Source organism: Erythrobacter westpacificensis (assembly GCF_039542285.1).
Taxonomy (GTDB): Bacteria; Pseudomonadota; Alphaproteobacteria; order Sphingomonadales; family Sphingomonadaceae; genus Alteraurantiacibacter; species Alteraurantiacibacter westpacificensis.
On sequence record NZ_BAABHV010000005.1, the window covers coordinates 35001 to 52951 of the forward strand.

At 62.9% G+C, this 17951-nt stretch carries 17 protein-coding genes, 3 tRNA genes and 2 rRNA genes; 15 read left to right on the forward strand and 7 right to left on the reverse strand.

Going from position 1 to position 17951, the window contains the following annotated elements:
- Positions 1-41 precede the first annotated feature (41 nt).
- The 14 genes from ABFX23_RS02605 to ABFX23_RS02670 all read left to right on the forward strand — a co-directional run bounded on the left by ABFX23_RS02605 (position 42) and on the right by ABFX23_RS02670 (position 11762).
- Positions 42-118 (forward strand) — tRNA-Ile (locus ABFX23_RS02605).
- Between the two features lie 17 nt (positions 119-135).
- Positions 136-211 (forward strand) — tRNA-Ala (locus ABFX23_RS02610).
- A gap of 254 nt (positions 212-465) precedes the next feature.
- Positions 466-3253: ribosomal RNA gene (locus ABFX23_RS02615) — 23S ribosomal RNA — on the forward strand.
- 134 nt (positions 3254-3387) lie between these two features.
- A 5S ribosomal RNA gene (gene rrf / locus ABFX23_RS02620) occupies positions 3388-3502 on the forward strand.
- A gap of 105 nt (positions 3503-3607) precedes the next feature.
- Positions 3608-3684, forward strand: a tRNA-Met gene (locus ABFX23_RS02625).
- 177 nt (positions 3685-3861) lie between these two features.
- Complete coding sequence (locus ABFX23_RS02630; protein ID WP_346031576.1) at positions 3862-4455, forward strand: TetR/AcrR family transcriptional regulator; 594 nt, start codon at positions 3862-3864, stop codon at positions 4453-4455.
- Between the two features lie 42 nt (positions 4456-4497).
- Positions 4498-6096, forward strand: coding sequence for an FAD-binding oxidoreductase (locus tag ABFX23_RS02635; RefSeq protein ID WP_346031577.1), 1599 nt, complete (start codon positions 4498-4500; stop codon positions 6094-6096).
- On the forward strand, positions 6093-6515 hold the full coding sequence (locus tag ABFX23_RS02640) for a c-type cytochrome (RefSeq protein ID WP_346031578.1): 423 nt from the start codon (positions 6093-6095) through the stop codon (positions 6513-6515). Before ABFX23_RS02635 ends, ABFX23_RS02640 begins: the two co-directional genes overlap by 4 nt.
- A complete protein-coding gene (locus ABFX23_RS02645) occupies positions 6512-6928 on the forward strand; it encodes a hypothetical protein (protein ID WP_346031579.1) in 417 nt (138 codons plus the stop codon). Before ABFX23_RS02640 ends, ABFX23_RS02645 begins: the two co-directional genes overlap by 4 nt.
- The gene (locus ABFX23_RS02650; protein WP_346031580.1) at positions 6925-8547 is read left to right on the forward strand and encodes an FAD-binding oxidoreductase; all 1623 of its coding nucleotides are present in this window, start codon (positions 6925-6927) and stop codon (positions 8545-8547) included. The genes ABFX23_RS02645 and ABFX23_RS02650 overlap by 4 nt, the downstream gene beginning before the upstream one ends.
- Positions 8544-8894 carry a c-type cytochrome gene (locus ABFX23_RS02655; protein ID WP_346031581.1) on the forward strand — a complete coding sequence of 117 codons (351 nt, stop codon included), beginning with the start codon at positions 8544-8546 and terminating at the stop codon, positions 8892-8894. Before ABFX23_RS02650 ends, ABFX23_RS02655 begins: the two co-directional genes overlap by 4 nt.
- A 267-nt stretch (positions 8895-9161) precedes the next feature.
- The gene (locus ABFX23_RS02660; RefSeq protein WP_346031582.1) at positions 9162-10493 is read left to right on the forward strand and encodes an alkaline phosphatase PhoX; all 1332 of its coding nucleotides are present in this window, start codon (positions 9162-9164) and stop codon (positions 10491-10493) included.
- 13 nt (positions 10494-10506) lie between these two features.
- On the forward strand, positions 10507-10971 hold the full coding sequence (locus ABFX23_RS02665; RefSeq protein WP_346031583.1) for a low molecular weight protein-tyrosine-phosphatase: 465 nt from the start codon (positions 10507-10509) through the stop codon (positions 10969-10971).
- The gene (locus ABFX23_RS02670) at positions 10968-11762 is read left to right on the forward strand and encodes a fructosamine kinase family protein (protein ID WP_346031584.1); all 795 of its coding nucleotides are present in this window, start codon (positions 10968-10970) and stop codon (positions 11760-11762) included. The genes ABFX23_RS02665 and ABFX23_RS02670 overlap by 4 nt, the downstream gene beginning before the upstream one ends.
- Before the next feature lie 4 nt (positions 11763-11766).
- Here ABFX23_RS02670 and ABFX23_RS02675 read toward each other — a convergent pair whose 3' ends face one another.
- From ABFX23_RS02675 to ABFX23_RS02695, 5 genes are all read right to left on the reverse strand, one after another.
- Positions 11767-12822, reverse strand: coding sequence for an enoyl-CoA hydratase/isomerase family protein (locus ABFX23_RS02675; RefSeq protein WP_346031585.1), 1056 nt, complete (start codon positions 12820-12822; stop codon positions 11767-11769).
- A 7-nt stretch (positions 12823-12829) separates the two neighbouring features.
- Complete coding sequence (locus ABFX23_RS02680) at positions 12830-13975, reverse strand: acyl-CoA dehydrogenase family protein (RefSeq protein ID WP_346031586.1); 1146 nt, start codon at positions 13973-13975, stop codon at positions 12830-12832.
- Positions 13976-14075: 100 nt separating this feature from the next.
- Positions 14076-14423: a hypothetical protein gene (locus ABFX23_RS02685; RefSeq protein ID WP_346031587.1), complete on the reverse strand. Its 348-nt coding sequence runs from the start codon at positions 14421-14423 to the stop codon at positions 14076-14078.
- A complete protein-coding gene (locus ABFX23_RS02690) occupies positions 14420-14839 on the reverse strand; it encodes a Rid family hydrolase (protein WP_346031588.1) in 420 nt (139 codons plus the stop codon). Before ABFX23_RS02690 ends, ABFX23_RS02685 begins: the two co-directional genes overlap by 4 nt.
- Positions 14832-15140, reverse strand: coding sequence for an I78 family peptidase inhibitor (locus ABFX23_RS02695; RefSeq protein ID WP_346031589.1), 309 nt, complete (start codon positions 15138-15140; stop codon positions 14832-14834). The genes ABFX23_RS02690 and ABFX23_RS02695 overlap by 8 nt, the downstream gene beginning before the upstream one ends.
- Positions 15141-15275: 135 nt before the next feature.
- Between ABFX23_RS02695 and ABFX23_RS02700 the strand changes: the two genes are divergently transcribed.
- Complete coding sequence (locus ABFX23_RS02700; RefSeq protein ID WP_346031590.1) at positions 15276-16235, forward strand: TauD/TfdA dioxygenase family protein; 960 nt, start codon at positions 15276-15278, stop codon at positions 16233-16235.
- Positions 16236-16248: 13 nt separating this feature from the next.
- Here ABFX23_RS02700 and ABFX23_RS02705 read toward each other — a convergent pair whose 3' ends face one another.
- Together ABFX23_RS02705 and dhaK are read right to left on the reverse strand one after the other, a co-directional pair.
- Positions 16249-16827: a septal ring lytic transglycosylase RlpA family protein gene (locus ABFX23_RS02705; protein ID WP_346031591.1), complete on the reverse strand. Its 579-nt coding sequence runs from the start codon at positions 16825-16827 to the stop codon at positions 16249-16251.
- 105 nt (positions 16828-16932) lie between these two features.
- Positions 16933-17925 (reverse strand): dihydroxyacetone kinase subunit DhaK, encoded by a 993-nt coding sequence (dhaK, locus tag ABFX23_RS02710; protein ID WP_346031592.1) that lies wholly within the window; start codon positions 17923-17925, stop codon positions 16933-16935.
- Positions 17926-17951 lie beyond the last annotated feature (26 nt).

Consider the following 17951-nt stretch of genomic DNA (forward strand, 5'->3'; position numbering starts at 1 on the left):
CTCACGCCGCCCGCGGCCTTTCGGCCAGCGTTGGCACGTGTGGGCCTGTAGCTCAGTTGGTTAGAGCGCACCCCTGATAAGGGTGAGGTCAGTGGTTCGAATCCACTCAGGCCCACCATTTCTCTTGTCTGTTACGGGGCCTTAGCTCAGCTGGGAGAGCACCTGCTTTGCAAGCAGGGGGTCATCGGTTCGATCCCGATAGGCTCCACCAGACAACTCCAGTGATTGGGAAAACTAATCCCGCTTCGGCGGGTAGTGACGGCATCTGGCCGTCGCGTCTTTGACATTGTGAATGGGTTTTTAAATCGATGCCGTGAGGTGTCGTCGCGCTGGCAAGGCCTTTGGCCTGGCCCAGACGATGGCAAATCACAAATCAATCAAATTGATTATCTGGCTGAGATAATTCCTCCGCGCCATTGTATCGGCTCGCTTTTATGCAGGCTTGTCGTTGATGGTGTGGATTCTCAAGCGTGAGGTAAGAGCATTTGGTGGATGCCTTGGCATGTACAGGCGAAGAAGGACGTGGCACGCTGCGATAAGCGTCGGGGAGCTGTGAGCAAGCTTCGATCCGGCGATTTCCGAATGGGGAAACCCACCTTCACCATTTCTTCTCTGCATTCTTCGGAATGTGGTGGAGAGGTGGATAAGGTATCACCAGACTGAATATATAGGTTTGGTGAAGCGAACCCGGGGAACTGAAACATCTCAGTACCCGGAGGAAAAGACATCAACCGAGATTCCCGTAGTAGTGGCGAGCGAACCGGGACCAGGCCAGTGCCTTCATTTCAACTAGCAAAACACTTTGGAAAGAGTGGCCATAGCGGGTGACAGCCCCGTATGCGAAAGTGATGATGAAGGACTTGAGTAGGGCGGGACACGTGAAATCCTGTCTGAATATGGGGGGACCACCCTCCAAGCCTAAATACTCGTACATGACCGATAGCGAACACAGTACCGTGAGGGAAAGGTGAAAAGCACCCCGATTAGGGGAGTGAAACAGTACCTGAAACCGAATGCTTACAATCAGTTGGAGCCCCATAGGGGGTGACAGCGTACCTCTTGCATAATGGGTCAGTGACTTAATCTAACATGCGAGCTTAAGCCGTTAGGTGTAGGCGCAGCGAAAGCGAGTCTGAATAGGGCGACTGAGTATGTTGGATTAGACCCGAACCCCGGCGATCTAGGCATGACCAGGCTGAAGGTGCGGTAACACGCACTGGAGGGCCGAACCGTTTAATGTTGAAAAATTATCGGATGAGTTGTGTTTAGGGGTGAAAGGCCAATCAAGCCGGGAAATAGCTGGTTCTCCGCGAAATCTATTGAGGTAGAGCGTTGGATGTATGCCGATGGGGGTAGAGCACTGGATGGGTGCGGGCGGCGCGAGCCGTACCAAGCCTAACCAAACTCCGAATACCATCGAGTCTTGTCCAGCAGACAGACGGCGGGTGCTAAGGTCCGTCGTCAAAAGGGAAACAGCCCTAACCTACAGCTAAGGTCCCCAAGTCATATCTAAGTGGGAAAGCATGTGGGAATCCCAAAACAACCAGGAGGTTGGCTTAGAAGCAGCCATCCTTTAAAGAAAGCGTAACAGCTCACTGGTCTAAATAAGGGTTCCTGCGGCGAAGATGTAACGGGGCTAAAGATATGCACCGAAGCTTAGGGTTGCAGTTTACTGCAGCGGTAGCGGAGCGTTCCGTAAGCGAGTGAAGCCGAAGGGTAACCGACGGTGGACGTATCGGAAGTGCGAATGCTGACATGAGTAGCGATAAAGAGGGTGAGATGCCCTCTCGCCGAAAGACCAAGGGTTCCTGCGCAACGCTAATCGGCGCAGGGTGAGCCGGCCCCTAAGACGAGCCCGAAGGGGGTAGTCGATGGGAACCACGTTAATATTCGTGGGCCTGGAGATGTGTGACGGATGGCGGAAGTAGTTCAACCTTATCGGATTGGTTGGGCTGCCAAGTTGTCCCGGGAAATAGCCTCTCCATATAGACCGTACCCGAAACCGACACAGGTGGTCAGGTAGAGTATACCAAGGCGCTTGAGTGAAGTATCCTGAAGGAACTCGGCAAATTGCCTCCGTACCTTCGGAAGAAGGAGGCCCTGAATCGAGGCAACTCTTTTCAGGGGGCACAGGCCAGGGGGTAGCGACTGTTTATCAAAAACACAGGACTCTGCTAAGTCGGCTTCAAGACGACGTATAGGGTCTGACGCCTGCCCGGTGCTGGAAGGTTAAGAGGAGGAGTGCAAGCTCCGAATTGAAGCCCCAGTAAACGGCGGCCGTAACTATAACGGTCCTAAGGTAGCGAAATTCCTTGTCGGGTAAGTTCCGACCTGCACGAATGGCGTAACGACTTCCCCACTGTCTCCAGGATATGCTCAGCGAAATTGAAGTTCCCGTGAAGATGCGGGATACCCGCGGTTAGACGGAAAGACCCCGTGCACCTTTACTGCAGCTTCAGAGTGGCATTAGGAAAGAACTGTGTAGCATAGGTGGGAGGCTTTGAAACTTGGGCGCCAGTCCGAGTGGAGCCATAGGTGAAATACCACCCTGTTGTTTTCTGATGTCTAACCTAGAACCGTTATCCGGTTCAGGGACCCTCTGTGGCGGGTAGTTTGACTGGGGCGGTCGCCTCCTAAAGAGTAACGGAGGCGCGCGATGGTAGGCTCAGGCTGGTTGGAAACCAGCTGCGAGAGTGCAATGGCATAAGCCTGCCTGACTGCGAGACTGACGAGTCGAGCAGAGACGAAAGTCGGTCATAGTGATCCGGTGGTCCCTCGTGGAAGGGCCATCGCTCAACGGATAAAAGGTACGCCGGGGATAACAGGCTGATACTGCCCAAGAGCTCATATCGACGGCAGTGTTTGGCACCTCGATGTCGGCTCATCACATCCTGGGGCTGGAGCAGGTCCCAAGGGTTTGGCTGTTCGCCAATTAAAGTGGTACGTGAGCTGGGTTCAGAACGTCGCGAGACAGTTTGGTCCCTATCTGCCGTGGGCGTCGATTGTTGAGAGGAGTTGCCCCTAGTACGAGAGGACCGGGGTGAACATACCTCTGGTGTACCTGTCATCGCGCCAGCGGTGCAGCAGGGTAGCTATGTATGGACGGGATAACCGCTGAAAGCATCTAAGCGGGAAGCCTCCCTCAAGATTAGCAATCATCGAACCGTGATAGACCATCACGTTGATAGGCTGGGTGTGGAAGTGCAGTAATGCATGGAGCTAACCAGTCCTAATAGTTCTGTTCGCGCTTGGTGGATCCCACCATCAACGTCAGGCCTGAGGCCTAGCGTTGTGGAGGAATACTCCCAGCCGGATAACGACGCCTTCAACAAGCACACCATGATTGGTGCATCGATTTAAAACCTTGCCCGCACGCCGGCTTCATTGCTTGGTGGCCATAGCGCCTGTGACCCACCCGATCCCATCTCGAACTCGGCCGTGAAACCAGGCAGCGCCGATGGTACTAACGCTTAAGCGTTGGGAGAGTAGGTCGCCGCCAGGCATTGCAGCCGGCGGGCTTGCAAGGAAATAACCCATTCACAAGTCAGAAGGCTGACCCGCAAGGGCGGCCCTTTTGGCGTCTCTACCAGACGTCCACTAACGGTGCCGCGGGATGGAGCAGTCCGGTAGCTCGTCAGGCTCATAACCTGAAGGTCGTTGGTTCAAATCCAACTCCCGCAACCACCGTCACTCACCATGACCCATTTGATGCCCTGCTGGATTCAGCAGGGTTTTTTGCATTTCGGGGTGGTGCCAGGATCGATGCACGGACGGTATGGATCGAAACGTCGCCATCGGGGAGCGTCCCTTCCCGTGCCATGACGCTTGCGGTCTGCCGGTCGTGCCGCCATGTGAAGTTTCATGAAACAGCCGGGCACCCGTGAGCGCCTGCTTGCAGCGGCGGAGCAGATCGTTGTGATGCATGGCGTTACCGGCTTGTCGGTTCGCAAGGTAGGCGAACAGGCCGGGGTCAATCCGACGCTCGTCACGTATCATTTCAAGACCATCGAGAACCTGCTGACGGAGCTGGCGCAGCAGAACCTCGATCCCATCCTTGCCGAATGGGATCTTATCGCCGTGGGCATGGACTTTCACGAGATCCTGTTGCGGTGGCTGGAGCCCATGAGCACTGCGGCAAGGTTCACCGATGGAGGACGTGCGCTTGTCGTGGTCGACGAACTGGCCGCTCATGGCGAAGGTGCGCCGCGCAACCTGGTGCTGGCGTCGATGGAGACGTTCGTCCTGCGCCTGCGCGAGAGCATCGCGCCGCACTGTCCTCACCTTTCTGCGCACGAGCTGCGCGCGCGCCTGCGTTTCATATCGGGGGCGGCGCTCGGCCCTCCGCCCCGCACGCACGGCGCACACTCACCACCTGATGGAAGGGCCCTTGACGACCCAGCCTACCTGATCGCCTTCGCGCGCGCCGCACTGGCTGGACAACCTGCCGACCCTTGATTTATACGAGCGTATGAATCGCGATGAGGGAGCGGACGGGAAATGACGACACCACCGGGCATCGACGCGGCGACATTCGCCGACGGCCTTGCCGCCATGCGCAATGCCGTGGGCGAGGAGTGGGTGTTCGACCAGCCTGCCGATCTCCATACCTACCGCGATTTCTATTCCGTCCTTTGGGGAGAACCCGGCGAGAAAGTCGCCAGCGCCGCCGTTGCGCCTGCCAGCCTGGAGGAAGTTCAGGCCGTCGTGCGCGTTGCGAACGAGCGCGCAATTCCGATCTACCCCATCTCGACGGGCCGTAACTTGGGCTACGGTGGCTCCGCCCCCGTCCTCAGCGGCAGTGTGGTCGTGGACCTGAAGCGCATGGACCGCATTATCGAGGTCAACGAGGACAACTGCTCCGCGCTTGTCGAGCCGGGGGTATCCTTCTTCGACATGTATCGCCACCTGCGCGAATCCGGCTCCAAGCTGATGATGAGCGTGCCCGACCCGGGCTGGGGCTCGCTTGTCGGTAATGCCCTCGATAGCGGCGGCGGCTATGCGGCCGCCGGCTATCGCGGCCATTTCGAGGCCGTGTGCGGGATCGAGGCAGTGATGGCCGACGGCGAAGTGCTGCGCACCGGCATGGGCGCGCTTCCCGGCAGTGAGACCTGGCAACAGTATCGCATGGGTATCGGGCCGTGCCTCGATGGAATGTTCCGCCAGTCGACTCTCGGGGTCGTCACCAAGATGGGGTTCTGGATGTTCCCCACGCCCGAGGCATGGCTTTCCGCCAGCGTCAGCGTGATGCGCTACGAAGACCTCGACGATCTTGTCCGCATCGCCAACGAACTGGAGTACGGCAACCTCTTCAACGGCATGCCGGGATTCAGCAGTCCCGTGCTCAGCCGCGAGAACCCGATCGCCATGGCGATGATTCCCGAGCCCGAAGTGATGAACCGCATGGTTGCCGAAAGCGGCGTTCCGGCGTGGTCTTTCGCGCCCAACTTCTACGGGCCCGAGCGGGTGATCTGCGAGCAATGGGCCTATGTGAAGAGCCGCTTCGAACATATTCCCGGCGTGCGGTTTGCGGAGACGGACTACGTCGACCTTCCGCTCTCGCCAGAACAGATGGAGCGCGTGCACAAGCCACGCTTCGGCATACCGTCTCTCGAAATCTTCAGCGTCGGCAGTCGCGGCTATGGCAATTTCAACCCCAGCGACGGGCATATCTGGTTCAGCGCCGTGATCCCGCGATCGGGCCAGGGCATTATCGAGGCGAACCGGGTCATGCGCTCCGAATGCGAGCGGCTGGGGCTGGACCTGTTCATGTTCGCGCCCGCCGTCACCTGCTGGACGCGCAGCTTCGTGCTGTTCGCCGCCGTGCCGGTCTACAAGGACGAGCGCAACGCACACCTGCGTGACGCGGTGTGCGAGATCATCCGCACCTGCGCCGACCACGGCTGGGGCGAATACCGCTGCCCGCCTGCATTCATGGACGACGTGATGGAGGTCTACAGCTTCGGCGATCACAAGCTGCGCCGCGTGAACGAGCAGATCAAGGACGCGCTCGATCCCAACGGCATCATCTCGGCGGGCCGCTATGGCGTCTGGCCGGAGCGGCATCGGCACATGCGCCGGACGGGAGGCGCGGCATGAGGATCGTGCTTGCCACCGCCGCCGTGCTGGCGTTTGCCACGGGCGCGGCAACCGCGCAGCAAAGCGTTCGCACCGGCCCTGCCGCCCCCGAACTTGCGGAAGGCAAGGCCGTCTATGCGCATTGGTGCGCGCCGTGCCATGCGGATTCGATGGGGCTGGCGGGCACCAACAGCCTGACGATCAAGTATGAAGGCACGGACATTCCCGGCGTGCTGGAAGACCGCACGGACCTGACCGCTCCCGTCATCAGCTATTTCGTGCGCAACGGAATTGCCTGGATGCCGCCGTTCCGCCGTACCGAGATATCCGACGCCGAACTGGCGGCGCTTTCCGCCTACCTTACCGCTCCGCTGGAGGATCGCGGCGCGCACACACCGCTGCTGGCCGAAGAGATGGCCGAAATGGAGGCTGCACGATGATGGGTTCTTCCGGGATAAGTCGGCGCGAGATACTCAAGTGGGGCGCGGTCGTCCCCGCGCTCGGCACTGGCTGGCACGGCGCTTTCGCCGCCGCCCCCCAAGGCTTGGACGCGATGCTGGTCGACACCCGCTTCCCCGGCGCGCTGGACGTGGCCGAAGTGCCGGTGCCGGTGCTGCGCTTTGCCGGCGACGTGACGAACCTGTGGTATGACGAACTCGATGCGCGCTGGCGGCGGAAGGGGTTTGTCCTGGGCGGCATCACCGGGGCGGACGCGTCGTTCGTGCTGGAAACGCTGGCCAACCACCAGGGCCGCCGCGTCGTCTCGCGCATGGCGCTGGACCTGCCGCGCGTGAACGATGTTCAGGCCGTGCGCTGGATCATCGCCCCGCATCACCCGAGCGTTTCCGCATGACGATCCTTCCGCCCGACATGAACGAGCGCGCCTTTGCCGCTTTTCTCGATGACCTGCGCGGCGCCGCTGGCGAGGACTGGGTCTGGTCTTCGGACAGCGACATGTTCCCCTACCGCGACGCCTTTTCGCCGGTTTGGAACACGCCCAAGGAAATCCAGGCGAGCAGCGCCGTCGCCCCGGCTGACGTGGCGCAGGTGCAGCAGGTCGTACGCATTGCAAAGCGCCACCGCGTGCCGCTGCATCCGATCTCTACCGGCAAGAACTTCGGCTACGGCGGTGCCTCGCCCAACGTGCAGGGCAGCGCGGTGCTGGACCTGAAGCGGCTCGACCGCGTGATCGAGGTGAACGAAGATCGCAATTACTGCCTCGTCGAGCCGGGCGTGTCCTATTTCGACCTCTACCGCCACATCCAGGAACGCGGCCTGAAAGTCATGATCGACTGCCCCGATCCCGGCTGGGGATCGCCCGTCGGCAATGCGCTTGACCGGGGCGTCGGTTACACCATGCCGCAGTTCCGCGACCATTTCGGCGCGCACTGCGGGATGGAAGTGGTGCTGCCCGATGGCGAGCTGATGCGCACCGGCATGGGCGCCATGCCGGGCGCGGATAGCTGGCAGGAATACCCTTACGGCTTCGGGCCGGACCCGTCGGGCCTGTTTGCACAGGGCAATTTCGGCGTCGTCACCAAGATGGGCTTTCGCCTGATGCCGCAGCCCGAATACTATCGCACCGGCCTGATCCGCGTGCCCCGGCGGCGCGATCTCATCAAGCTGGTGAACCACGTGAATTACCTGTCGGACAGCGGCATGGTGAGCGAGGTGCGCTTTGCCAGCCCGCTCTCGGCATTGCTGGGCAATCCGGAGTTCGCGGCTCTCGCCACGAAGATGGGCGGACCATCGGACGCGGAAATGGATGCCGCTGCTTCCGCCGCTGGCCTGCACAGCTGGGCGATCGACCTGCAATTCCTCGGCCCGCGCGCGGCGACGGCGGCGCAGTGGGAATATGCCAAGGACCGTATCTTGTCTGACATTCCCGGCGCAGAAGCGCTGGACGGCGACCACTTCGCGCTGCCCGCAACCGAACAGCAACTGGAAAACGACACCCAGCCCTATCCCACGGCGATCCGCCGCAAAGGCGCATTGGGCATTCCCTCGCTCGGCATCTGGGAAATCGTACGCGACGATGGACACGTCGGTTTTTTCCCGGTCCTTCCGCGGGACGGGGAGGCCATTTTCGAAATGCAGCGCGTGCTGGGCGATGCGCAGCGCCAGTTCCCGCTGCCGCCCTATTTCAGCGCCGTCACCGCGCCGCTGTTCTGGCATTCCAACACGTTCCAGATGGTTTTCGCGCCCAGCATCAAGCGCGACGACCCGGAGCACAATGCTATGGTCCACCGTTCGATGAAGCACATGGTTGCGGTCGCGGCAGAGCACGGCTGGGGCGACTATCGCGCCGCGCCGATCTACCAGGACGACGTGGCGGAGACCTACAGCTTCAACGGCGGTGCGCTGCGCAAATTCCTCGAGGCCATGAAGGACGCGGTCGATCCCGACGGCATCATCGCGCCGGGCCGGGGCGGCATCTGGCCCTCCCGGTTCCGCGAAGGAGAGCGCGCGTGAAGCTGCTGCTTGCCACTCTGGCGCTCGTAGGTGCCGTTTCGCTGTCCGTCGCCGCGCAAGGCGAAGACCCGCAGGTCGTGCACGGGCGGCAGGTTTTCGAGCGGCAATGCGCGCCGTGCCACGGTCGCGGGCCGGGGGACGATCGCTCCGAAATGCTCCCCGGCACAGCCGCATTGGCGCATAAGTACGAGGGCCGCCTGCCTGCCGCACTGGAGGATCGCACGGACCTTTCCGCCCCGGTCCTCACCCTGTTCGTGCGGCGCGGATCGGGCGCGATGCCGTTCTTCCGGAAAGCGGAGCTGAGCGACGCCGATATCGAGGCGATCGCGGCTTACCTCGCCGACTGAGAGGTGCCTGTCCTACACCGGGTGGCCGCGTCGATAACCTCGGCATGGCCAAATCTTGCGGAACACATGGGCTGTGCGAAAGGTTACACCTTGCACGACAAACATGGGCCTATATATCTGATAGGAAGCATAAATCCGGAGATCCGGAGTTTTTCAAAAGCGCCGGTTCGGTGTTCCAGGTTCATCACTGCAACATAACTGGCACAATTCACGTTCAAGAGGCCGAAGCGTCACAGACGACAGGCTTCACCAGGGTTCGCAGACCATATGTCAGTATCAAATCGTCGCCAGTTCCTCGGCCTGACCGGGACGGCTTTCGCTGGCCTTTACCTCAACAGCTGCACGTCGCTGGGGCCGAAGGCATCGTCCAGCCCCGCGCTGGCGGGCGCAGCCAGTCCAGTGGGGCCGCTGGTGCCCGATCCGGCCGGCATGTTCGACCTGCCCGAAGGCTTCTCCTACCGCGTGATCTCGCGGTTGGGCGATGCCATGGGCGATGGCGGCACCGTGCCTGACAGGGCGGACGGCATGGGCTGTTTCGACCTTGGCAACGGCAAGCTGGCGCTGGTGCGCAACCACGAACTGAAGCCGGAGCACGAGGGCGGGGACATTCCGCCCGGCCCCGCATTCGACACGGTCGCGCGCTCGCTGCGCCCGCTGCCCGGCGGCACGACGACGCTGGTGCTCGATGCGGCGACTCTGGAAGTGGAGCGCGAGTACCGCAGCCTGGCGGGCACGATCCGCAACTGCGCCGGTGGCATCACGCCTTGGGGCAGCTGGCTGACCTGCGAGGAAAACACCGACCGCGCCGATGGCCGCATCAACCAGGATCACGGCTGGGTGTTCGAAGTGCCCGCCGACGCGCCGGGCCTTGTCGATCCCGTGCCGCTGAAGGCCATGGGCCGTTTCAACCACGAGGCGGCCTGCGTCAATCCCGCCACCGGCATCGTCTACCTCACCGAGGACCGCGACGCTTCGCTGCTCTACCGCTTCCTTCCCACCTATCCCGGCCAGCTCGCACGCGGGGGCACATTGCAGGCGCTGGTGCTGGAAGGCATCGACGATACGCGCAACTGGTCCGCCCGCAGCATGGGCGCAGGCGACACGGCGCGCGGCACCTGGATCACGCTGGACGACGTCGAGGCACCCGAGGACGACCTGCGCCAGCGCGGCGCGGCACAGGGCGCGGCCTTGTTCGCGCGGGGCGAGGGCATCTGGATGGGCGAGGGCGAGCTGTTCTTCACCTGCACCAGCGGCGGCGCGGCGCGCGAAGGGCAGATCTTCCGCCTGCAGCCGGACATCCACAGCGCCGATGTGCTGGAACTGTTCTACGAAAGCCCGCACGAAAGCGAATACAGCTACGGCGACAACCTCACCGTGGCCCCGTTCGGGCACCTCGTCGTATGCGAGGACAGCTACGACGACGTCGTGCAGAACCACTTGCGCGGCATTACGCCGGAGGGGGCGGCCTATCCCCTGGCCCTGCTGCACCGGCAGACCGAACTGGCGGGCGCGTGCTTCTCTCCCGATGGGCGCACGCTGTTCGTCAACGCCTACAGCCCGACGATGACATTGGCGATTACGGGGCCGTGGCCGGCATGATAGGGTGCGGCGCATGAATGACGCGCCCTCCATCCTCTTCGTCTGCCTCGGCAATATCTGCCGTTCGCCCCTGGCCGAGGGTGCCCTGCGCACCGCCGCGCGGGAGGCAGGACTGGCATTGGAAATCGACAGTGCGGGCACGGGCGACTGGCATGTCGGCAATCCGCCCGACCCGCGCGCGATCGAGGTGGCGCGGGAGGAGGGCGTGGACATCACGACCTTGCGCGCCCGGCAAGTCGTCTACGAGGACTTCACGCGCTTCACCCACATCTTCGCGCTCGACGCCGACAACCTGCGCAACCTGCGCCAGCTCGCCCCTGGCGACACCACCGCCGAGCTCGCCCTGCTGCTGGACATGGTGCCGGGGCGGGAAGGGCAGGCGGTGGCTGACCCTTACTACGGCGGGGCGGAAGGCTTCGAGCAGACCTGGGCCGATGTGAACGCAGCGGCCAAGGCACTGGTCGCCCGCTTCTCGTGAGCCTTGGCCACGCCATCGAGGCGGCAATGGGCGTGGCGGTTCTCGACGCCCGGCAGTTGCCAGGCGGCGACCTTGGCGGCGCGGCGCTGGTAACGCTGGCGGACGGCCGGGCGGTGGTGGCGAAGGAGGGACACCTCGTCGACCGCGAAGGCGCGATGTTGCGCGCGATCGCCGCAACCGGAGCGCCCGCGCCCAAGGTGCTGCATTGCGACGGCGACCTGCTGGTGATGGAACACGTTGAGGCCGATGGCCGGGCGGGATGGGAGAGCATGGCCGAGGCGCTGCGCCTGCTGCATGCGCCGCAGGAATGCGCCTACGGCTGGAACGCGGACTACGCCTTCGGCAGCGTCACGATATCGAACGACCCGCTGGACGACTGGCCGCGCTTCTGGGCCGAGCGGCGCGTGCTGCCGTTCTGCCGGCACGTCGACGTGGCGCTTGCGCGGCGTCTGGAAACGGCCGCAGCGCGCTTGCCGGACCTGCTGCCCGCCACTCCGCCGTCAGCCCTGCTGCACGGGGACCTGTGGAGCGGCAATGTCCTGTTTCATCAAGGACAACTCGCCGCGCTGATCGATCCTGCCTGTTACTATGGCGACCGCGAAGTGGACTTCGCCATGCTGCAGGTCTTCGGCAGCCCGCCCGAGACGTTCTTCGCCGCCAGCGGCCTTGCGCCCGGCTGGCGCGAGCGGGTGCCTGCGTACCAGTTGTGGCCGATGCTCGTGCATCTGCGCCTGTTCGGCAACAGCTATCGCGGGCGGGTGGAGAGTCTGCTGGACGTCTGCGGCGCGTGACGACTCAAGCGGCCGGGAACGGCGTCCATTCCTCGCTTTCGGGCAAGGGTGCGAAGATTGCGTCCAGCATGTCCTGCGTCACGCCTTCGGGCTCGGCAGGATCCCACTTGGGCGCGTTGTCCTTGTCCACCAGTACGGCGCGCACGCCCTCGGCGAAATCGGGGCGCATGATCATGCGGCTGGCCACGCGGTACTCCATCGCCATGTTGGCGGCGAAGTTCCTGCAGTCGGCGTTCTCCTCGAACTGGCGCAACGCCACCTTGCTGGTTGTCGGGCACTTGGACCGGACGGCGACCAGTTCCTTCGCGGCCCAGTCGCTGTCGTCCGCTTCCAGCGCGGCGATGATGCCTTCGAGCGTTTCAGGAGCGAAGAGCCGGTCGATCTTGCGGCGGTTGCCTTCAAGCCGCGCATCGGGCGCTTCGCTGGCGAATTCGTCGAGGATCGCTTCCACGTTTGCCGGCTCGGCGATCAGGCGTGCCTTCACTTCGGCCAGCTTCTCGCTCTCGATGTAATGCGTGGCAAGGCCCGCCCACAGGCACTCTGCGCCGTCCAGCCGCGCACCCGTCAGCGCCAGGAACTTGCCGACCTGGCCGGGCAGGCGGGGGAGGTAATGGCCAGCGCCCACATCGGGAAACAGGCCGATGGAGCCTTCCGGCATGGCGAACTTCGTGTTCTCGGTCGCCACGCGGTACTTCGCCGGCTGGCTGATGCCCACGCCGCCGCCCATGGTCACGCCGTCCATGAAGGCGACGACGGGCTTGGGATAGGTGAACAGCAGGTGGTTCAGCCGATACTCGGTGTGAAAGAACTCGCGGCCGCGCACGCCGTCATCCTCGGTGGCGGAATTGCGCAGCAAGGCCACGTCGCCGCCCGAGCAGAAACCGCGCCCCTCCGCGTGGTCCAGCAGGACCAGCTCGACCCCCTCGTCCTCGCGCCAGCCGAGCAGGGCCAGGCCCATTGCCTCGCACATTTCCAGCGTCAGTGCATGGATCGCCTTGGGGCGATTGAGCGAGATGTGCGCCACGTTGCCATGCGTGTGCAGGTTGAGAAGATCGGTCATAAAGTCCTTAGTCTTTGAGCAGGTCGCGGCCGACGATCATGCGCATGACCTGGTTCGTGCCTTCCAGGATCGAATGCACGCGCAGGTCGCGCCAGAAACGTTCGATGGGATAGTCCTTCAGGTAACCGTAGCCGCCGAACAGTTGCAGCGCGTTGTTTACGACATTGCTACCGCTATCCGTCGCAAGGCGCTTGGCCATCGCCGAAAAGCGTGTCTTGTCTGGCGCGCCGTCCGTCACCTTTGCAGCGGCGAGGTAGAGGAGGGCGCGGGCGGCTTCCAACTCGGTCGCCATGTCGGCCAGCATGAACTGGGTGTTCTGGAAATCGGCGATGGACTGGCCGAACTGGTTGCGATCCCTGGCGTAGGCAATCGCTTCGTCCAGGCATCGCTGCGCGCCGCCAAGCGAGCAGGCGCCGATGTTCAGCCGTCCGCCGTCGAGGCCCGCCATGGCGAACTTGAAACCGTCGCCTTCCTCGCCCACGCGGTTTGCCACCGGCAGGCGCGCATCTTCGAAGATGACCTGCGCCGTCGGGCTGGCGTTCCAGCCCAGCTTCTTCTCCGGCGCGCCGAAGCTGACGCCAGGGGTGTCCTTGTCCACCACCACGCAGGAGATGCCGCGCGTCTTGTGTTCGCCGGTGCGCACCATCACGACGTAGACATCGTTCACGCCGCCGCCGGAAATGAACTGCTTGGTGCCGTTGAGGACGTAGTGATCGCCGTCACGCTTTGCCGTGGTCTTCAGCGCCGCTGCGTCGGAGCCGCTGGAGGGTTCCGTCAGCGCGTAGCTGGCCAGTTTTTCCATCGAGACGAGATCGGGGAGATAGCGGCCTTTCAGGTCGTCCGAACCGAAGGTGTCGATCATCCATGCGGCCATGTTGTGGATGGAGATGAATGCGCTGGTTGTCGGGCAGCCGTAGGCCATGGCTTCCATGATCAGCGCCGCTTCGAGCCGGCCCAGGGCAATGCCGCCGGACTCTTCGGAGACATAGATCGCGCCGAAGCCAAGTTCGCCGGTCCGCTTGATCACGTCGACCGGGAAGTGGTGCTTCTCGTCCCACTCGCCCGCGTTTGGAGTGATGTTATCCGCCGTGAAACGCTGCGCCATTTCCTGGATGGCGCGCTGGTCTTCGGTAAGCTGGAACTGTCCGGTCATGCGTATCTCCTGCACGGATGATGTGCTGGCGCGCCATGTCAAAAGGCGCGTTGCGGGGCAACCGGTATCTCGTGAAACTTTTCGCCTGTCTCTTTGCGGCTTATTCCTCGAAACTTTCAGGTGCCATGGATTCAGGCGCGAATCCGCCTGTATTGTCTGGAGTTGGATCGAAACCTGTCGCGTCGTCCATGGGGTCTGCGGAGAAACCCTGCGCCGTGTCGATCAGGGATTCAGGCGGCACATCGACTGCCGCGCCCTGGTCCACGTTATCCTCTGGCGCCCGGCGCGTGACGGTGGCCTCGCTCTCCTGCGGTGTTGCGTTGCGGATCGTGATCTCGTCTCGGGCGGGCTCCAGACCCTGCACCGCCTGCTGGCGGCTTTCGAGGTCGTCACCGCATCCGGCCAGCAGGGCCACGGCGCTAAGGGTCGTCGCTGCGCGGGCAATCATTGCAGGCTTCCGATCACGGCTTCGGCTTCGATTTCGCATTTCCACTCCGGGTTGTAGAGCGCATTGATGCCCACGAGCGTTCCCGTGGGCCGCGCGTGCCCCACGGCGCGGGTGAAGGCGGCGGTCACGGCATCAGCATCGCTCATTTCGGTTACGAACATGCGAACGCGCACCACATCGCCCGCGTGGCCGCCCAACTGGCCGATGTAATCGAGAATCTGTTCGAAGCAGCGATCCGCCTGTCGCCCGGCATCGGGGCTGACGCTGCCATCCTCCTCAACCCCCACGTTACCGGAAACGATGATCCGGTCCCCCACGCGAATGGCGCGGGTGAACCCGGCAGCTTCCTCGAACGGGCCGAGCGGGGGAATACGCTGGCGGCCGTCGTTGGGGCCGTTCGAATCGGGGTCAGCCACAGGTAATCCTCTCAATCTGCAGGTCGTCGTCGTAATAGACGGTGAGTCGGTCCGAGCGGTAATCCATGGTTACGGCAGTGCGAGGCGGAACCCAGCGCAGGGTGCGTGCGCCGGACGCTTCCAGCAGTTGCTCGCCCACCGCGGAGCTGGCGGTTGTGCCGAGCATATCCTGCGCGGCAGCGGCATCGCATTGCGCAGTCGGGTCGAGCACGCGCGGATCGCCGTCGCCATCGAACGGGGGCGGCGTGGTGGCGCAGGCAGAAAGCGACAGCGCGGCGAGCGGGAGGAGGGGCTTGATCATGCCGGGCATCCTAGCGTGAAGGCCAATTCAGTGCCAGAACCGTATCCAGATCGGGCATAGTCAATTTGCCCGAAAGCCGCTATGATGCGTTCACGAATTCGAACTGGCCGGAACGAGCCAAGTGGAGAGCGAAAAATGGCTTTGAAATGCGAACCCATCCTGCCGAATTTCGGCGCGGTCTGCTCGGGACTGGACCTGACGCGCGAACTGGATGCTGACGAAGTGAAGCAGATCACAGACGCCATGGACAAGTATGGCGTCACCGTCTGGCGCGATACCGGCATGAGCGACGAGGACCACGTCAATTTCAGCCGTAATTTCGGCTACCTCGAACGCGTGCCCAAGCGGCCGGAGGGACAGAGGACGCGTCTCCCCTACCGCGAGCTGTTCGATGCCTCCAACCTCAACCTCGAAGGCGAGATCACCACCGACCCTGCGGCCATCGAATACCGCAAGGGCGACCGTCTGTGGCACACCGACAGTGCCTTCCTGGAAAAGCGCACCAGCTATTCGATTCTGCTCGCCCACATCACCCCGCCTGCCGGTGCGGGCGGCGAAACCTGGTTCGCCGATGCGCGCACGGCATATGAAGACCTGCCGCAGGAAACCAAGAACCTTATCGAGGACAAGGTTGGAGTGAACTCGCTCTGGTGGAGCAGGAAGAAAGCGGGCGCCGAAGTCAGCGAGGAAGAGGTTTACGAACGGCCCGTGGCCAAGCATCCTCTCGTCCACACCCACGCAGGGTCTGGCCGAAAGAGCCTGTTCATCGCGGCGCACACGATGGACGTGGAAGGCATGGACAAGGCCGAGGGTCGCAAGCTGATCGAAGACCTGATCGCCCACACCACACAGGACAAGTACACCTTCAAGTGGCAGTGGCAGCCGGGTGACATGGTGATCTGGGACAACCTGTGCACCATGCACAAGGGCGGCGAGTACGACTACAATGCCTACAAGCGCGACATGCGTCGCACGACCGTGCGCGAAGGCACGGAACCCCACCTGATGGAAACAGGGGACGACCCCTATACTGCGCTGTTCTCGAAAAGCCCCAAGAGCGTGGATATCAATTCGGCGCGTGACGCGGGTCGATAACCGGAGACGGTGATCAGGTCATCAGTAGGGCCAGGTTCACTCGCCCGGTTCCGCTGCGGATCAGCCCGATCTCGCGCGCGGCGGCGTAGCTGAGGTCGATCACGCGGTTGCCGTGATAAGGACCGCGATCGTTGATGCGCACGACAACGCTCTCGCCGTTGCGCGGGTTCGTGACACGCACTTCGCTGCCCAGCGGTAAGGTGCGGTGCGCAGCCGTAAGGGCCTGCGGATCGAACCTCTCGCCGCTCGCCGTGCGATTGCCTGCCAGTTCATTGCCGTAGAAGCTGGCCTCCCCTGCGCCCATCGCGCTTTCGGCGGGGGAGGGGGTGGTGGCAGGCATCGGCTGTGGCAGATCGATCTCGGCGACCGGCATGGTCTCCACGCTGGCCGTGCCATCGCCAAGCTTCACCACGTCGCGCGAATTGCCCTCGCTGAGCATGGCAACGCCCAGCACCAGAGAGACGGCAGCAAACAATCCGGTGCCGAGCAGCGCCAGTTGTCGCTGCGATTTCAGGCGCATGAACACGCGCAGGCGGTCTCGGCGGCTGGGTAAGGTGTGATCGTTATGGGCGGCGTTTTCGGATGTCCTCATGTCTAACCAAGGGACAGGCGGGGGCCAATGTTCCGAGAAAGTGAAGCGCCCGGCCCCTCCTGCGAGGGGCCGGGCGCCGGCATTTCAGCTATTGATCGGTGACGATCAGAAGATGCGCGTGGCCGTTTCTGCCGGTGCGGCCAGCAGCTTTTCGAGCTCGTCGTCCAGCTTCAGCATCGTGAGCGAAGCGCCCGCCATTTCCAGCGAGGTGCAGTATTCGCCGACATAGTTGCGAGCCACGGTCAGGCCGGTTTCGGCGGCAAGCTGCGCGGCCTTGTTGTAGATGACGTAGAGCTCGGCCGGCGGGGTGCCGCCGAGGCCGTTGATCATCAGTGCAACCCGGTCGCCCGATTCGAACGGCAGGTCCGTCTGCACGGCTTCATAGAGGGACTTGGTGATCTCGTCGGCGCTGGTGATCTTGGCGCGCTCGCGGCCCGGTTCGCCGTGGATGCCGACGCCGACTTCCATCTCGTCGTCACCGATTTCGAAGATGGGGTCGCCCTTGGCAGGCGGGATGCAGCTGGTGAGTGCGACGCCCATGGAGCGCACGTTGTTGTTCACCTTCTCGGCAATCGCCAGCACTTCATCGAGGCTGGCACCGTTCTCGGATGCCGCACCGCAAGCCTTCATCACGAAGAAGTTGCCCGCCACGCCGCGACGGCCGACGGTGTAGAGGCTGTCCTGCACGGCAACGTCGTCGTTGATGTGGAACTGCTTGACCTTGATGCCCTCGGCCTCGGCCAGCTCTGTTGCCATGTCCCATGCCATGCGGTCGCCCTGGTAGTTGTTCACCAGGACCAGCACGCCTGCGTCGGTGGCGACGGACTTGATGGTTTCGTAGCAGGCATCCACCGGCGGAGCGGCGAAGACCGGGCCCTGGCAGGCGGCGGTCAGCATGCCGGGGCCGACGGCCATGACGTGGGCGGGTTCGTGGCCCGATCCGGAACCCTGAACGATGGCCACCTTGCTGGCATCGACGTTGCGACGCTTGATCAGCTGGTGCTCGGGAATGGCTTCCAGCAGGTCCGGGTTGGCGGCAGCGATACCGGCCATGAAATCGGGAACGAAGTTCTCCGGATCGTTGACGAATTTCTTCATTGTGGGTCTCTCCCTTGTAAGAGTGT

What these genes read in the sequence shown, in the direction of transcription:
- ABFX23_RS02630 (WP_346031576.1), top strand. Translation starts at nt 3,862, where the DNA reads ATGAAACAGCCGGGCACCCGTGAGCGCCTGCTTGCAGCGGCGGAGCAG.
- ABFX23_RS02635 (WP_346031577.1), top strand. Translation starts at nt 4,498, where the DNA reads ATGACGACACCACCGGGCATCGACGCGGCGACATTCGCCGACGGCCTT.
- ABFX23_RS02640 (WP_346031578.1), top strand. Translation starts at nt 6,093, where the DNA reads ATGAGGATCGTGCTTGCCACCGCCGCCGTGCTGGCGTTTGCCACGGGC.
- ABFX23_RS02645 (WP_346031579.1), top strand. Translation starts at nt 6,512, where the DNA reads ATGATGGGTTCTTCCGGGATAAGTCGGCGCGAGATACTCAAGTGGGGC.
- ABFX23_RS02650 (WP_346031580.1), top strand. Translation starts at nt 6,925, where the DNA reads ATGACGATCCTTCCGCCCGACATGAACGAGCGCGCCTTTGCCGCTTTT.
- ABFX23_RS02660 (WP_346031582.1), top strand. Translation starts at nt 9,162, where the DNA reads ATGTCAGTATCAAATCGTCGCCAGTTCCTCGGCCTGACCGGGACGGCT.
- ABFX23_RS02665 (WP_346031583.1), top strand. Translation starts at nt 10,507, where the DNA reads ATGAATGACGCGCCCTCCATCCTCTTCGTCTGCCTCGGCAATATCTGC.
- ABFX23_RS02675 (WP_346031585.1), bottom strand. Translation starts at nt 12,822, where the DNA reads ATGACCGATCTTCTCAACCTGCACACGCATGGCAACGTGGCGCACATC.
- ABFX23_RS02680 (WP_346031586.1), bottom strand. Translation starts at nt 13,975, where the DNA reads ATGACCGGACAGTTCCAGCTTACCGAAGACCAGCGCGCCATCCAGGAA.
- ABFX23_RS02685 (WP_346031587.1), bottom strand. Translation starts at nt 14,423, where the DNA reads ATGATTGCCCGCGCAGCGACGACCCTTAGCGCCGTGGCCCTGCTGGCC.
- ABFX23_RS02695 (WP_346031589.1), bottom strand. Translation starts at nt 15,140, where the DNA reads ATGATCAAGCCCCTCCTCCCGCTCGCCGCGCTGTCGCTTTCTGCCTGC.
- ABFX23_RS02700 (WP_346031590.1), top strand. Translation starts at nt 15,276, where the DNA reads ATGGCTTTGAAATGCGAACCCATCCTGCCGAATTTCGGCGCGGTCTGC.
- ABFX23_RS02705 (WP_346031591.1), bottom strand. Translation starts at nt 16,827, where the DNA reads ATGAGGACATCCGAAAACGCCGCCCATAACGATCACACCTTACCCAGC.
- dhaK (WP_346031592.1), bottom strand. Translation starts at nt 17,925, where the DNA reads ATGAAGAAATTCGTCAACGATCCGGAGAACTTCGTTCCCGATTTCATG.